Source organism: Desulfatiferula olefinivorans (genome assembly GCF_054657895.1).
In genome coordinates this window covers 1-14,872 of the sequence record NZ_BAAHXV010000024.1, presented here as the reverse complement: position 1 = coordinate 14,872, position 14,872 = coordinate 1, and the positions used below count along the sequence as shown (strand labels likewise).

11 protein-coding genes are annotated in these 14,872 nt (G+C 58.1%); 6 read left to right on the top strand and 5 right to left on the bottom strand.

All coding sequences use genetic code 11. From position 1 onward, the window contains the following. Nucleotides 1-2: 2 nt before the first annotated feature. Nucleotides 3-3,245: an AAA family ATPase gene (locus tag ACYQ11_RS15475; protein WP_459924713.1), complete on the top strand. Its 3,243-nt coding sequence runs from the start codon at nt 3-5 to the stop codon at nt 3,243-3,245. A 9-nt stretch (nt 3,246-3,254) separates the two neighbouring features. Here ACYQ11_RS15475 and ACYQ11_RS15470 read toward each other — a convergent pair whose 3' ends face one another. Beyond that, complete coding sequence (locus tag ACYQ11_RS15470) at nt 3,255-4,112, bottom strand: CoB--CoM heterodisulfide reductase iron-sulfur subunit B family protein (protein ID WP_459924712.1); 858 nt, start codon at nt 4,110-4,112, stop codon at nt 3,255-3,257. 7 nt (nt 4,113-4,119) lie between these two features. Continuing rightward, nucleotides 4,120-4,614 carry a 4Fe-4S dicluster domain-containing protein gene (locus tag ACYQ11_RS15465; protein ID WP_459924711.1) on the bottom strand — a complete coding sequence of 165 codons (495 nt, stop codon included), beginning with the start codon at nt 4,612-4,614 and terminating at the stop codon, nt 4,120-4,122. A gap of 653 nt (nt 4,615-5,267) precedes the next feature. On the opposite strand from ACYQ11_RS15465, the gene ACYQ11_RS15460 reads away from it, so the two are divergent. The 3 genes from ACYQ11_RS15460 to ACYQ11_RS15450 all read left to right on the top strand — a co-directional run bounded on the left by ACYQ11_RS15460 (nt 5,268) and on the right by ACYQ11_RS15450 (nt 8,121). After that, a complete protein-coding gene (locus tag ACYQ11_RS15460; protein ID WP_459924710.1) occupies nt 5,268-6,476 on the top strand; it encodes an EAL and HDOD domain-containing protein in 1,209 nt (402 codons plus the stop codon). Nucleotides 6,477-6,513: 37 nt separating this feature from the next. Then, nucleotides 6,514-7,308: a DUF547 domain-containing protein gene (locus tag ACYQ11_RS15455; protein WP_459924709.1), complete on the top strand. Its 795-nt coding sequence runs from the start codon at nt 6,514-6,516 to the stop codon at nt 7,306-7,308. A 144-nt stretch (nt 7,309-7,452) separates the two neighbouring features. Beyond that, complete coding sequence (locus tag ACYQ11_RS15450) at nt 7,453-8,121, top strand: lysophospholipid acyltransferase family protein (protein ID WP_459924708.1); 669 nt, start codon at nt 7,453-7,455, stop codon at nt 8,119-8,121. Nucleotides 8,122-8,159: 38 nt separating this feature from the next. Here the strand turns inward: ACYQ11_RS15450 and ACYQ11_RS15445 are convergent, their stop codons facing one another. Then, nucleotides 8,160-8,912, bottom strand: coding sequence for a DUF6160 family protein (locus ACYQ11_RS15445; RefSeq protein ID WP_459924707.1), 753 nt, complete (start codon nt 8,910-8,912; stop codon nt 8,160-8,162). A 281-nt stretch (nt 8,913-9,193) separates the two neighbouring features. After that, the gene (locus ACYQ11_RS15440) at nt 9,194-10,204 is read right to left on the bottom strand and encodes an SGNH/GDSL hydrolase family protein (protein WP_459924706.1); all 1,011 of its coding nucleotides are present in this window, start codon (nt 10,202-10,204) and stop codon (nt 9,194-9,196) included. Between the two features lie 462 nt (nt 10,205-10,666). On the opposite strand from ACYQ11_RS15440, the gene ACYQ11_RS15435 reads away from it, so the two are divergent. Then, on the top strand, nt 10,667-12,745 hold the full coding sequence (locus tag ACYQ11_RS15435; RefSeq protein ID WP_459924705.1) for a methyl-accepting chemotaxis protein: 2,079 nt from the start codon (nt 10,667-10,669) through the stop codon (nt 12,743-12,745). A gap of 163 nt (nt 12,746-12,908) precedes the next feature. Then, nucleotides 12,909-13,568 (top strand): TetR/AcrR family transcriptional regulator, encoded by a 660-nt coding sequence (locus ACYQ11_RS15430; protein ID WP_459924704.1) that lies wholly within the window; start codon nt 12,909-12,911, stop codon nt 13,566-13,568. 25 nt (nt 13,569-13,593) lie between these two features. Here the strand turns inward: ACYQ11_RS15430 and ACYQ11_RS15425 are convergent, their stop codons facing one another. Beyond that, nucleotides 13,594-14,484: a tetratricopeptide repeat protein gene (locus ACYQ11_RS15425; RefSeq protein WP_459924703.1), complete on the bottom strand. Its 891-nt coding sequence runs from the start codon at nt 14,482-14,484 to the stop codon at nt 13,594-13,596. Between the last annotated feature and the right edge of the window lie 388 nt (nt 14,485-14,872).

Below are 14,872 nucleotides of genomic sequence, written 5' to 3'. Positions count from 1 at the left end.
TCATGCGGATTCTTGAACTCCGATTCAAAAACCTCAATTCCCTTCAGGGGGAGTGGTGCATCGACTTTACCGATCCGGCCTATACATCGGCCGGAATTTTTGCCCTGACCGGTCCCACCGGCGCGGGCAAATCCACCGTTCTCGACGCCCTTTGTCTGGCCCTCTACGGGGCCACCCCGCGACTCAGCCGTATCACCAAAGGCGGCAACGAGATCATGACCCGGCAGACCGGGGAATGCTTTGCCGAGGTGCTGTTTGAATCCCAGGCCGGTCGTTACCGCTGCCATTTTTACCAGCACCGGGCGCGGAAAAAGGCCGACGGCAACCTGGCCGACGCCCGCCATGAAATCAGCGACGGCCTGACCGGCAAACCCATCGAGACAATGAAAAGCCGGGTTCTCGATGTGATCGAAGAAAAAACCGGCATGGATTTCGATCGGTTCACCAGGTCCATGCTGCTGGCCCAGGGGGCCTTCGACACCTTTTTGAAAGCCGATGTGGAGCATAAATCGCGGATTCTCGAACAGATCACCGGTACCGACATCTATACCCGGATTTCCTGCCGGGTCCATGAACGCCTGAGGGAGGAAAAGGAGGCCCTTGCCCGGCTTCAGGCCGAAACGGCGGGGATCGTGATGCTGAGCCCCGAAGACGAGGACGCTCTGGGCAGGGAGGTTGACTCCGAAAGGGCCCGGGAAACAGCTTTGGCCGCCCGGCTGGCGGACATCGACGGTGCCCTCGCCTGGCTGACCCGCATCGAAACCCTGAAGCGCGAGCTTGGCGAATTGAACGCCGAAGCCGAGGCCCTGGATGCCGAAACGGCAGCCTTCCGGCCCGAACGGGAACGCCTGGTCAGGGCCGAGGGCGCGGCCGTCCTGGACGGTCTCTACGCCACACTGACGGCGCACCGGAAACAACAGGACGCCGACGGCGCGGAGCTCGAGTCGCTTCGACGGTCCCTGCCCGATCTGGAGGCGTCGGTTAAGCGTCATCTTTCGGCCTTGACCCGTTCCGGGGACGAGATTCGGACGGCCAGGGACGCCGTTAAAACCATGTCGCCGGTGATCCAGTCCGTTCGCGCCCTGGATCAGAGGCTGGCCGACAGGATCCGGATGGTCAACCAGGCCGACGCCGAATGCCGGGCCGATGAGGCGCGCATTGACAGGGAGCAGGCCCTGGTTCGGCAGGAAACCGACCGGCGGCGTAAGACAGAGAAGGAACTGACCGAACGTGACGGTTATCTGGATGAACACGGCGACGACGCCTGGCTGGCTTACGGGCTGGCCGGGATCGAGGAACAGCTTGGCCGTCTTCGGGACATGCGGCAGGAGATCTCGGAGGCTGTCGTCCGGCGCGATGCTGCCCGGGCGGCCTGTGATGTTGCCCTGAAACGGAAAGACGCCTGCGTGGCCGATCGACAGGCACGACGCGGGGAGGTTCTGGACATCGGACGCCGCCTGGTCGATCGGAAAAACGAACTGGCCGCGCTGCTCGACGGTCGACTGCTTCGGGAGTATCGAACGGAAAAGGACACCCTGATGCGGGAAATGGCCTTTCTGAGAACCATCGCCGACCTTGCGTCCGAAAGGGACCGTCTTTCGGACGGCAGCCCCTGTCCCCTGTGCGGGTCGACGGATCACCCTTTCGCCCGGGGAAATGTTCCTCCGCAAAACGAGACGGAGACGGCCATTGCCCGTCTGACCCGACTGATCGGTCAGGCCGAGGATCTGGAAGGGGTCGTCGCGTCCCTGGCCGCCGAGGAACAGGCGGCGGGCAAACGGCTTTCGGACAGTGAAAAACGCCAAGCCGATGCGGGCCATGCCGTCGCCGTCGCTGAAACGGCCCTGGCCGACCTTGACCGGATGATTGATGATCTCGGAAAACGCGAGGCCCATCTGACCGGGGTGATCCGGCAGAATCTGGCAAGCCGTAATGTGACGCCGGACACCATGGACCCCGATGCCCTTCAGAGTGACTTGAGAGCCCGTCTGACACGGTGGCGGGATCATCTGGCCCGGCGGGAGGCGCTGGAAAAGCAGCTGGTCGCTCTGGACCGCGATCTGGAAAAACGTGCCGCCGTGCTTGAGACCCTTTCCGCCGCCCTGGCCGACAAACGGGACCGTCTGGTCAGGTTAAGGTCCGAGGTCGACGGGCTTCGTCACGAGCGGACGCAGATGTTCGGTGAACGTGATCCGGATGCCGAGGCCCTTAGGCTTGATCAGGCCCTGACCCGGGCCGAACGGCTGGACGAGCGGGAAAGGGCCGCCCATGACGAGGAACGAATGCGCCTCGATTCCGTCCGGGTGTCCATGAAGGCGCTGGATGAGCGGATCGGCACGAGGCGTGGTGAGCTGGACGCCCTTGACACCGAATTTCAGACGGCGCTGCGACGCGCCGGTTTTTCCGATGAGACGGCCTTTACCGCCGCCCGACTTTCCCAAACGGAAAAAGACGCCCTTAGGGTTCATGCCCGGCGTCTGGATGAGCGGCGCACCGCTTTGTCGGCCCGTCGGACGGATCGGGAACAACGCCTGGCGACGGAAAACGCCCGGTGTCTCACCCCCCTGACCCTCGATCAGCTGAACCCCCTGCGTGTCGAGGTCGACAATGAGTTGAAACAGGTCAGAGAGGTGCTGGTCGGCCTCAGACACCGGCTGTCGGAAAATGCGTCGGCCCGGGAACGGATCCGCGAAAAGCAGGCCGCCGTCGAGGCCCGGCGGGAGGAATGTGGACGATTTGAACGGCTTCATGGCCTCATCGGATCGGCCGACGGGAAAAAATTCCGTAATTTTGCCCAGGGCCTGACCTTCGAACGGCTGGTGGCCCAGGCCAACCGAAGGCTGGAAAAGATGACGGACCGTTACCTCCTGATCCGCGATGAGGATCAGCCCCTTTCTCTGAACGTCATCGACAATTACCAGGCCGGCGACATCCGGTCGACCCGGAACCTGTCCGGCGGCGAAAGCTTCATTGTCAGCCTGGCCCTGGCCCTGGGGCTGTCGGCCATGGCCGGGCGGAATATCCGCGTGGATTCACTGTTTCTGGACGAGGGGTTCGGCAGTCTGGACGAGGATACCCTGGAAACGGCCCTCGACGCGCTTTCGGCCCTGCACGGCGACGGCAAGCTGATCGGGGTGATTTCCCATGTTCCTGCCCTGAACGAGCGCATTCCCGTGCGGATCACCGTCACCCCGGTTTCCGGAGGGAAAAGCGTGCTTTCCGGGCCGGGGTGCACGGGGGCCTGACGGGATAGGTCAGTCGATCAGGCCCAGTCGGGTCAACAGGGGGGTGGGATCCACCAGGTGACGGGGGAACCACCGTTTGTACTTGTTGGTTCCCATGGCCAGGGACAGGACCTCGGAAAAATGCAGGGTGGGGATCTGGTGCTTCAGGTCACAGCGGATCTCAAGGTTCAGCTGGCACATGGAACAGGCCGTGATCAGGCAGTCGGCCCCTGTGTTGATACCGTTCTGGATGATTTCATTGACGATGGGGGTGATGGCGTCGGGCTTGGCCACCGACAGAAAGGTGCCGCAGCACCGGGAGCCGCTGCCCCAGTCCAGGGGGGTGGCCCCCAGGGACGCCAGAATGGATTCCAGAAGGTTGTGGTAGTTTTTTTCGCGGCGCATTTCCGGGGGACGGGCCAGCATGCAGCCGTAGTATGGGACGAACTTGAGGCCGGTCAGGGGTTTTTTGATGTCCTTGTCCATGTTGACAAAGTCCATCTCTTCCAGCAGTTCAAAATAGTGGATGACCTTCAGATTGGGATTGAAGGGTTTGCCCCATTTTTTTCTGAAGCGGTCCTGGAGTTCGGGGTCGTGTTTGGTATGGAGATGGGCCTGCTTGAGACGAAGGGTACAGCTGGGGCAGGACACCAGAAGGGGCCTGTCCGGCGGCGCGATGGCCAGGTTCCGGGTGGCCAGATCCAGGGCAAGATCGGTGTTTACCGAATGGGCCGAGGTGCTGCCGCAGCAGCTCCAGTCGTTGAGTTCGACGAGTCTGACGCCGATGGTCTTGAAGAATTCCTTGAGCGACTCGTTGTTCTCTTTTGCGGACGTTTTCATGGAACATCCGGGGAAATAGGACACGTCTATGGGGTTGGCGATGCTCATCGAAACACTAACCTGCCTTGTTGAATAATTTTTTGACCTCGGGCAGTTCCTTGATTTTGGATGCCGTGAGGTCAAGCTTGCGTTTGGCCAGCATACGGAGGCCCAGGTCCACATCGCTGAACAGATCGCGCTGAACCAGTTTGTATCGCATCATGATTTCAAGTTTGTGGGTTCTTCCGTAACGCCTGATCGAATGGAGCACCGCGGAGTGAAAGTTCAGGATGTTGGGCTCGGGAATGGGGCGTTTTTCGGTGATGGAGGTCTGGCGCAGGGCGTCCATGACCGCGGGGATGTCAATGGCGTTGGGACAGTTGGTGCTGCACGTGTTGCATCCCACACACAGCCAGGGTCCCGAGGCGGAAAGGGCCTCGTCCCTGAACCCGGTCTGGACCATCCGGATGACGGCGTGGGGTTTGACGTCCATGATGTGCTGAAACTGACACCCGCTCGAACAGGTCATGCAACTGTAACAGCTCTTCACATTGGTCTTGGATTTCTCCATGATTTCCTGTGCGAAATTTGGATCACATGCTTTCATGATACCTTCTTTCCATGCTCACATTTATACCACCTGTAAAACAAGGAAGGTGGTCAAATTCAGGCTGAAGCCTGTTTGTCTACCCTGTTGGGAGATTTGGCACAATACATGAAAATCGAACAGACCACAACACAAAACATTGGTTCGCGCACGGGACGTCATGGTTGATACGATCATCCCCCTGGAAACAGGTGTTCAAAAAAAATGCAATAATTGTGCCTTGTACCTTTAACGGCCGGACGGCGTGGCGGTTGCCGTGGGCAATGATGCTGAAACAGGCGCCCCCCTCGGATCGGCCTGTGTCCTGCGAGACATATCTGTCTCTGGATGTTGGTGAGACAGGCGTTCGGGACGGAGGCCGGGTAACCCATGAAGCGCTTGTCCACGAAAACGACAGCCCCAGACTTCTTCGAGGACAGGTATCGGAGCGTTTCGACAGCGATGGCGATACCGATCGGGACGGATAAGAGCCCTGCAGATGTTCCATACGACTGCCCTGCGAGGCGGGATTATTGACAGGCCAAAGATGACGGCGTATGATGGGCGGACCGTGATGAACCGCCTGTCGGGCCGTTCGTTGACAGATCAAACGACAAGATGCCCAAAGGGAATGAGCGATGCAGATTTATGTGGCCAGGCAACCGATTTTCGACAGGAAACGCGCTGTGTTCGCTTACGAACTTTTGTTTCGGGACAGCATGGACAACTACATGCCCAAAATCGACGGGGACCATGCGACCTCCTCGGTCTTGTCCAGTTCTTTTCTCAATCTGGGGCTCGATACCCTGTCCGGCGGCCGGAACGTGTTTATCAATTTCACCCGCAAACTCCTGGTGGATCTGGTCCCTCTGATGTTTCCGGCCCAGGACACGGTGGTGGAGATCCTGGAAACCATCGAGCCGGACGACGAGGTGATGGCGGCCTGCACCGCCCTGAAAAAGAAAGGTTATCTGCTGGCGCTGGATGATTATGTGTTCGATCCTTCCATGAAGCGGTTTTTCGATGTGGTCGACATCGTCAAGGTCGATTTCATGGCCACCCCCATCGATGAGATCCGGAAAAAGATCGGAACGCTGCCCCGAAAGGTCCGTCTCATTGCGGAAAAAATTGAAACCTGGGACGATTTCCGGACGGCTCGGGATATGGGATTTTCGCTGTTTCAGGGTTATTTTTTCTGCAAACCCGAAATCGTCTCGGGCCGGGAAGTCCCCGCCGGGGCCGTGACGTTGCTTGAGATGATGAAGGAAGTGAACACCCCGGACATTGATTTTGACCGGGTGACCCGCCGGATTTCCATGGACGTGTCCATTTCCTACAAGCTGTTGCGCTATATCAATTCTGCTTTTTTCAAGCGGGTTCAGGAGATACGGTCCATCAAGAACGCCCTGGTCTATCTGGGGCAGCAGGAACTCCGGCGCTTCGTCTCCGTGATCATCATGGCGAATCTTTCTGCAAGCCGAACCCCGGAGCTGGCCATTGCTTCCTGCGTGCGGGGCCGGTTCTGCGAACGGTTGGGGGACCTTGGCGGAAAACCGGGAACCCATCAGGAGCTGTTCACCCTGGGCCTTTTTTCGCTGATCGATGCCATTTTGGACCAGCCCATGGAAAAGATCATGAATACCCTGCCATTATCCGAAACGATCAAGGAGGCCCTGATTTATCAGCGGGGGCCCCTGGCCGGACTCCTCCGGCTGTCGGTTCTGTTCGAGACGGGGGAGTGGGAGCAGGTGGAATCCCTGGCCGGGAAACTGGGCTTCGATATGACCGTTTTGCCGGATCTGTACAAGGACTCCGTCGCCTGGGCTGATGCCCTCAGAAACCTGTAACCCGGTTATTTGGTCGCGTAATCAACGAGGAATAACAATGAAAAAGATTCTGACCATAACGGCCGTTATCATACTTTGTGTTCTGTCCGGCCCCGCCCAGGCCTTTGATCATCATCACGGACTCTGGGACATTCTTCTGAAAAAGCATGTGACCCCGGCCGGCGGGCCGGGCGGTTTCCGGGTCAATTATGAGGGGATGAAAAACGACAGGGCCCTGATGGGTACGTTCATGGATCAGATGACATCGGTCAGCCGGGAAACCTTTGACGCCTGGAGCCTGAACCGAAGGCGCGCCTTTCTGATCAACGCCTACAACGTTTTTGTGATCCGTCTCGTTCTCGATCATTACCCGGTGGAATCCATCAAGGATATCGGGGGATGGTTTACCGACCCCTTTGATATTGAATTTATTCCTCTTCTGGACGGCACCCTGTCGTTGAACGGGGTCGAACACCGTCTTATGGCCCTTGACGGGGATGCGCCCGATCCCCGGCTCCGCCTTCTGCTGTTTCGAGCGTCCCGGGGCTGTCCGCATCTCGCGACGGATGCCGTCACCCATGAAAACATCGGCGACCTGCTTGAATCCTCGCTGGTCGGTTTCCTGGCCGATCGAGAGAAAAACCGGTTCAACCCGCAAAAAAAACGCGTTGAACTGTCCGCCCTGTTTCAATGGTACGCGTCTGATTTCAGCGCGAGATACGGTAGTCTGGACGCCTTTGTGCGAATCTATGCGGATGCGATCGCTTCCTTTCCCGGCGACTCACTGGATCTGCTCCATGATCCCGTCGGCATTTCGTTTCTTTCCTACGACTGGTCCCTGAACGGGCGCTGAGCCGCGCGGGGACCAAAAAATTCTTTTTACATCCGCTGTGATATTGTTTAAAGTCGTGGGCGCCGGTGTTGGCCGGAAGACGATGACAGATAGCCTTTGATCCGCACACCCCGCGGCGTGGACACCCCTTAAATGAGGAGAATCATGAGAGCCCTTAAGAAAAAACTGTACTATTCCCCGTTGATGCACGGTTTCCTGTATCGTTTCATCCGTCTTTATTCCCTTTTGTTCCGGCTGCGCGTCGAAAACGAGGCCCCCTGGCAGGCGTATTATCGCCAGGGCGGGCGGGTGATCCTGTGCGTCTACCACCAGCAGTTTTTTTCGGCGATCCGTTATTTCAGGACCTACCGACATTTTAAACCCGGCCTGATGATCAGCCAGAGCAGGGATGGGGAGATCATCGCCGCCGTGGCCAATCGAACCGGCTGGGTCACGGTCCGGGGCTCGTCCACCCGGGGCGGCAAGGAAGCGCTGGAGATGATGATCGATCATGTAAAGGAGAACCGCCTGGCCGCCCATATCGTCGACGGTCCCCAGGGTCCGGCCTTCAAGGTGAAACCGGGCATCATCCGCATGGCCCGGGAGGCGGACGCCGTCATCGTTCCTTTTTATATCGCATCGGATAACGCCTGGTACTTCAGAAGCTGGGACCGGTTCATGCTGCCCAAACCGTTTTCACGGGTGATTTTGAGATACGGCGATATGATCCGCTTCGACAAGGCCGGGTCCACCGAAGACTTCGAGGCCCAGCGTCAATCCCTGGACGCCGTTATGTACGTGGAGTCGGAAAAACTGAAATCACGGATGAGTTGAAAAAGGAGGGTGGGCGGTTTGATCGACCGCCCCGTCCGTTAATGGGCCGCGACTTCGGCGGTGCCGCTCAGGATAACCATGACGTTGGCTTCCCGTTTGACGCGGATGAATTTTTTACCGTCGTTGATGGCACCTTCCTTGGCCACGCCGACATCAAATTCCTCGAACGAGGTGTTGATCATCAGGGTGGGCAGGCCTGCCACAACGCCGGTGAAGGTCTGGCTCGGAATGGGGGCATTGGGATCCGTTACGGATTGAAAAGCCTTGACAAAGGTTGTGGCCTCATCCATCGCGTCTGCGGTGCCGGTGCTGACCAGAAGTTCGGCGGCGCTTTCCAGATCCGGAGACATGGTGACGGCGTCGATGATGGCGCTGCGCTCGGACAGGGTCAGGGTGGCCAGGTTGTTGTCGACGATGGCGGACAGGGTCGAACAGGTTCCCACATCGATCACCAGGGGCGAAAATTTGTCCCAGGCGGCCCAGGGTGCCACGCCGGTGGCGGCCTGGAACTTGGCGGCGTAATCGGCAGCTGAAATAATGCCGTCGTAGATTTTGATCATATGGGTATCGCTGATCTCCACCGTGCCGGGTTCACCGGTGGTGCCGTTGTCGTCGGTGTAGGCGATGGACCCCACGGTCTGCTCATAGTAGATGTGATCGAACTGGAGACTTACCCCGGCCTGGCCGACGGCGGACTGCAGTTCCGAATCGGTCATCAGGAACATGGCCGACAGGGACGGGCAGAAACCGAGTGATGACAGCAGGACCAGGGTCACGATTCTCTTTTTCATTGTTTCCTCCGCAGCAGGGGATGAACCGAACCGTCACGGCATTGGCTCTCAAACGTCTGCCCGCCCATGGCTATCAGAACAATGATACCAGTCAACGGGCGGCAGGCCGGGCCGTGAAACCGTGATGTTTCGTCTGGTTTTTGATCGTGTCTCGTAAGATGACGGCCGTGTGGGCCGGGCACTGCTTGTTTTGTTCATTAGACGCGCTTTCAAACGCTTCCATCTTAGCAGACTTCATGGTGTTGTCCACCCAAAATTGACCCGTCCGGGTATTTTTTTCTTCAGGGCCGGTTTTTCCCGAAGAGAAGGGCGGTCAGCCCCATCAGAACCAGGACGATGCCCGATGAGGGTGTCGCGACGGACCGATGAAGCACCCCGGTGATGAAACAGGTGGAATCGTCATCCCCCTCCTCGGCGGCCATGACGCTGCGGGCCGCCCGGCTGCCCAGGTATTCGTGGGCCCGGGTCATCGGGTGAATGGCGTCCCAGAACAGGTAATCCGCTTCGGGGCCGTTAGTGGCTCCGGTGGGCATATAGGTACCGTCCAGGGTCAACCAGCTGTCTTCGCTGTTTGCGAAATAGCTTCCCGCGATCATGTCGTTGACGAAGGCGTAGGTGTCGAAATAATGAATGGTCGCCCCGGACAGATTGTTTCGAAGGTTGCCGACCAGGGTGACGAGGGCCGTGTTGAAATTGAGGGTCAGCGCCCGGACGCTGGTGATATCGTCGGGGGGCAGCGCGTTGAACCGGGGCGTGGCGGCAAGATCCGGCAGGTTGAGAATCAGAAAATGCGTCGCGCCGTCGTCGTAAAGATCGGTGACGGCCGTCTGGATATTGGACATGGCGTCGGTCAGCAGGGCGATGGGGTTGTCGGTCCAGGATTCGCCCCGGAGAAATTCCAGAAGATCGTTGCCGCCGATCAGGATGGTGAAAAGGGTCCGGGACGGCACGTAGGCGGGCCCCCCGGCGATGTAGGTGTCCACCTGTCCTGTCAGACCGAGGTTCGGATTCTGAGCCTGGATGCCGGCGTCTTCGTGGCCTTCGGTCATGGCCCCGCCGATGGCGTTGTTATCGAGTGCGGCGTTAAGTTCATCGGCGAAATACTCGACCCAGGTGTCGCCGTTGGACCAGACCTCGGGGGCGCTTGGCACAAGGGCGTTCAATCCCCCGTGGTCCGTCAGGCTGTCGCCGAAGGCGATCACGGTATCGTAATCGGCTGTGGCGACAGACGCCAGAAGGACGATCAAGGTGCTCAGAATGCTGATACGGACGGTCGCGGTCGATGTGCGCATGGTTCCCCCAAACGATTGAATGTGTGACATAAAGCCCTTGCCGGGCCGCAATATGCTGTGATTTATACACGATCTTTGTCGTAACGCAACAGGAATTATTGTCGCGGGCAGACCGGGCCGTTTTTGGGGCCGACATACCGTTCCGATTGAGCGAAAAAGGCAACGGCATCGAAATCACGGTCCGTCGGCCCGTTTCCTGTTTTTTCATCGTAACGATCTAAACTGTTTACGACCCTGTCCAGGGGTGTTAAAATGCGAATTATTTTTCTTTTCTGTTCAAAAAAACGATCCTCTCACCGTACATCGCCGTTTTGTCTTTCGCCGCCATGACGCACCGCTGCCCAGGGCGGCAAAAGGCTGTGCCCGTCCCCGTCTTTCGGGGCGCGTGCCGGACAGACTGACGGAGGTGCGGCAGGTGGTGAGATCGCCTCGACCCTTAACCATGATCATGAAAAGGTGCCTATGTTCAAACAACTGTCGCTCAAGCAAAAAATGCTGTTTTCCGTGTGCGGTGCCGTCGTTCTGGCCTTTGTCGTCACCATTTTCTACATCACCCGTGCGTCCACGGCCAATGCGGAAAAGGACGCCCGGACCCTGGCCGTGGAAATCGGTTATCGCTACGGCAATCTGATCAAGTCCGAGCTGGATCTGGCCAGCGGGGTGGCCCGGTCTCTGGCCCATACCCTTGAAGGCATCAAGGCCGGGGACGCCGTGCCGGACCGGGCGACGGCCAATGCCGTGATGAAACGTCTGATGGAAGAGAACCCCGCATTTTACGGGGTATGGGCCGCCTTTGAACCCAACGCCTTTGACGGACGGGATGCCGAATTCAAAAATGAGCCGGGCAGTGACGGCGACGGTCTTTACCAGCCTTACTGGCACAAATCCGGCAGCAGCATCAAGCTGGACGTCACCGGGATGCAGGACGAATCGGATCCTGTGGGCGCCTGGTACTGGGTTCCCTTTCGCACGGGCAGGGATTTTCTCAATGAACCCACGGTGTTCAATTATGACGGGAAAGACATCACCCTGGTGGGGGTCTGCGTGCCGATCCGGGTCAAGGGCAGGATCGTGGGGGTTGCGGGAATCGATTTTTCCATGGACAAGTTTTATGAGGTGGTCGGCGCCGTCAAACCCTACGGGTCGGGGTACGGGTTTTTCATCTCCAATGGCGGGTTTTTCGTTTCCCATCCCGATGCCGGGCGCATGGGAAAAAACATCAAAGACCTTCCGGAGAAACCTTACGGCAGCGGCGTGATCGAGGCCGTTAAAAACGGAACACTTTATACCGAAGTCCGTCCCTCACGCGTGAACGGCGAGAAGTCCATCTTCGTCTACACGCCCTTTACCGTGGGTCGGACCGTAACGCCCTGGAGTTTCGGCGTCAGCATCCCCCTGAACGAGGTGCTCAAGGGGGTTCACCGGATCAGAAACATAAGCATTGTGATCGGGGCCCTTGCGCTTGCCCTGGTGTTTGCCATCGTCTACAGCATTGCCGCCACGGTGATTTTGAAACCCATCCATCGGGTCGTGGACGGGTTGAAGGACATCGCCCAGGGCGAAGGGGACCTGACCAAACGTCTGAGGGTGACCGCGCAGGATGAGATCGGCGATCTGGCCCGATGGTTCAACACCTTCATGGAAAAACTCCAGGACCTGATCAAAGACACGAAAACCACGTCCGGGTCGGTGGGGGATTCATCGACCGAGCTTCTTGCCGTCGCCGGCAAAATGGTCGAAAGCACCCGGCTGACCACCAGCCGGACCGAGAAGGTCGCCGCCGCCGCCGGAAGCATGAGTGATAACATCGGTCACGTGGCCCAGGCCATGGAGGAAGCCTCGTCCAATATCAACATGGTTGCGGCCGCCACCGAGGAAATGACATCGACCATCAACGAAATTGCCGGGAATTCGGAAAAAGCAAGGGAGGTGTCCCGCAAGGCGGTCACGCGGTCGGCGGAAGCCTCTGAAAAAATGAACCGGCTCGGGGCGGCGGCCATCGACATCGGCAAGGTCACCGAGGCGATCAACGACATTTCGAGCCAGACCAATCTGCTGGCCCTGAACGCCACCATCGAGGCCGCCCGGGCCGGTGAGGCGGGCAAGGGCTTTGCCGTGGTCGCCGGTGAAATCAAGGAACTGTCCCGGCAGACCGCCGATGCCACCCAGGAAATCAAAAAGAAAATCGACGGCATTCAGGCGGTGACCCGGGAATCTGTCGATGAGATCGGCACGGTTTCTGAGATCATCAACGAGATCAACGATATCATTGCCACCATTGCCACGGCGGTGGAAGAGCAGTCCGCCGCCACCCGTGAAATCGCCCTGAACATCGGGCATGCCTCCAAGGGAATTCAGGACGTGAATGAAACGATCAGCCGGAGTGCCGATGCCGCGTCGGATATTTCAAATGAAATCAGCGATGTGGACAGAGCTTCGGGGGAGATTCTCACGCACAGCGACACGATCAATCAGTGCGCCCGGACCTTGACCGGGCTTGCCCGACAGTTGTCCGGCAAGGTCGGTGCGTTCACGGTTTGACAGGTGCCGATGCATCGGAGTGGTGTGTTTTTTCCATGACATGAATTGCCAAGCGGCCCGGAATAGAGTAGGATAGCGTCCATGCACGTAACAATAACGGGGGGGGCTTCGGTCAGCCCCTCCTTTTGACCGGACGGCTCCTGGCCGTCCCATGGACGATCGGATGCGAGGCGCTGTGGAAGAGGAAAAAACATTTCAGAAATTCAGGGAAAACGAACGGGCACTCAGAAAGAAGATCATTCTGGATTCGGCCCTGAGTCTGTTCGAAAAGAAAACCTTTACCAAAACCTCCATGGCGGACATCGCCAGGGAAGTGGGGGTCTCCACCTCCACGCTGTACGGCTATTTCCCCAGTCAGGAGGAATTGTTTCTCGAAGCCTTTCTCCACGATCTGTCCCATCTCGACCAGATCCTCGAAGAAAATGTGATTGCAGCCGGCGGCAATACCGACCAGCAGGCCCTGGAGGCCCTGGCGGATCGGATGCTCAGTCATCTGATGAACAGCGAGGCCACGTTTCAGATGATCAGTCTTTTGATCACCGAGGCCAACATGCCCGAGCACCTGCTGACCAAGTTCAACGATTTCCGAAACGAATTGTACGACCGGGTAACCCGTGTGCTTCGGATGTCCGGCGTCAACGAGCCGGATCTGACCACCTCCCGGGCCTTTTTTGCCTCGGTGCTCGGGGCCATCATGTTTTTCAGGAACCATCCCCAGGAAGAGAACGAAAACCGAAATGAAACGGTCCGCAAGCTGGTGCGTTACATTGTCGACGTGTTCAAGGCGGGAATCCCTCTGGTCGGGGGAACGGCCGCCCGGTGAACAGGAGACCGGCACAGCCGGGCGTTCAGGGCGTTGGATCGCCCGAACGGGATCCGGCCTCCGTGACTGAACCCGGTATGTCTTCTACGTAGGACCGGCCTTTTTTGGCATACTCCTCGTTGTAATCCGCGATTCTCACCTCAGTGGTCAGAGGCGTGCCTTCCTTAAGATTTTGGATTACCGCCCGGTGCACCTGGGCCGGTTCGTAATCCGGATTGATGGAAAGGGCCTGGTCGATGGCATTCAGGGCTTCCGCGTGTCTGCCCTGAACCGCCAGACAAACCCCCAGATTGCCCAGGGCCTGAACAGATCGGGGGTGGACCGCCAGCGATTGGACAAAGGCCTCCCGGGCCTTGTCACAATCTCCGGCGCTCATGAGATCGAGACCCCGATGAAAATGGTCGTGCCCTTCAAGGAATTCGGCCAGGCCCACCCCTTCCTTTTCCCGAAGCGTGCGCTCAAATCGGCTGAGGGTTTCCGCCGCTTTGATGACCATCACACTGTCGGGCTCTCCGTGGTCGAACACGTGCCGGTAGGCGAGGACCATGCCCGGCAGGTTGTGGGTGCCCTGGTAAGCCACGGCCAGGTTGAAATGGGCTTCCATGCAATCCGGATCACCCTCGACGGCCTCTTCGAACCGTTCCACCGCCACAGCAAACTGATCGCGGCACAAGGCCAGAACCCCCAGTCCGTAAGCCACGACGGGATGACGGGGATGTTTTCGCCGGAGTCGGGTTAATATCTCACCGGCCGGTTTCAGATGCCCTTCCTCGATCATGGCAAGGGCCAGGTCCACGTCCTCATCAATGCTTTTGACCCTCTCGGCCGGACGCGGCCGGGACTGTTTTTTAAGGGTTTCCCGGCGTTTTTTCTGCTTTTTCGCCTTCTTGACGTTCTGTTTGTGGTTTGTCGCCATCAGGACCTCGCTTGAAAAGAATCTGATTTATCACCCCGTCTTTCGAGCGAGGAGCGTTTTCGATTGATGCCATGGCATATGACATCAATCGGCTTTTTTTGCAAGTCTTGACGGCTTCGTAAAATGTCCGATATCTGCGTTACGCCTCATTCCTCGGGCTTCGCAAGCCTTGATCTCGAACATGTTACGAAGCCGTCTGAAATTCGACTTTCTGGTTATGCACTTGGTTCCAGTTCCAGAGACTCTTCAACCGCGTAATCAATGCCATTAACTTAAAAATATTATCGTTGTCCAGTTGATGGGCAAAGCAAAGCGTGCCCATCATGGTCTTAAAAAAATGACATTGGGTTGGTTATGGCTTTGTCGATGTGTCTATAAGGTGAGGGGC

Coding starts and splice junctions, on each gene's coding strand:
- ACYQ11_RS15440 (WP_459924706.1), bottom strand. CDS start 10,204: ATGCGCACATCGACCGCGACCGTCCGTATCAGCATTCTGAGCACCTTG.
- ACYQ11_RS15470 (WP_459924712.1), bottom strand. CDS start 4,112: ATGAGCATCGCCAACCCCATAGACGTGTCCTATTTCCCCGGATGTTCC.
- ACYQ11_RS15430 (WP_459924704.1), top strand. CDS start 12,909: ATGCGAGGCGCTGTGGAAGAGGAAAAAACATTTCAGAAATTCAGGGAA.
- ACYQ11_RS15455 (WP_459924709.1), top strand. CDS start 6,514: ATGAAAAAGATTCTGACCATAACGGCCGTTATCATACTTTGTGTTCTG.
- ACYQ11_RS15465 (WP_459924711.1), bottom strand. CDS start 4,614: ATGGAGAAATCCAAGACCAATGTGAAGAGCTGTTACAGTTGCATGACC.
- ACYQ11_RS15435 (WP_459924705.1), top strand. CDS start 10,667: ATGTTCAAACAACTGTCGCTCAAGCAAAAAATGCTGTTTTCCGTGTGC.
- ACYQ11_RS15450 (WP_459924708.1), top strand. CDS start 7,453: ATGAGAGCCCTTAAGAAAAAACTGTACTATTCCCCGTTGATGCACGGT.
- ACYQ11_RS15445 (WP_459924707.1), bottom strand. CDS start 8,912: ATGAAAAAGAGAATCGTGACCCTGGTCCTGCTGTCATCACTCGGTTTC.
- ACYQ11_RS15460 (WP_459924710.1), top strand. CDS start 5,268: ATGCAGATTTATGTGGCCAGGCAACCGATTTTCGACAGGAAACGCGCT.
- ACYQ11_RS15425 (WP_459924703.1), bottom strand. CDS start 14,484: ATGGCGACAAACCACAAACAGAACGTCAAGAAGGCGAAAAAGCAGAAA.
- ACYQ11_RS15475 (WP_459924713.1), top strand. CDS start 3: ATGCGGATTCTTGAACTCCGATTCAAAAACCTCAATTCCCTTCAGGGG.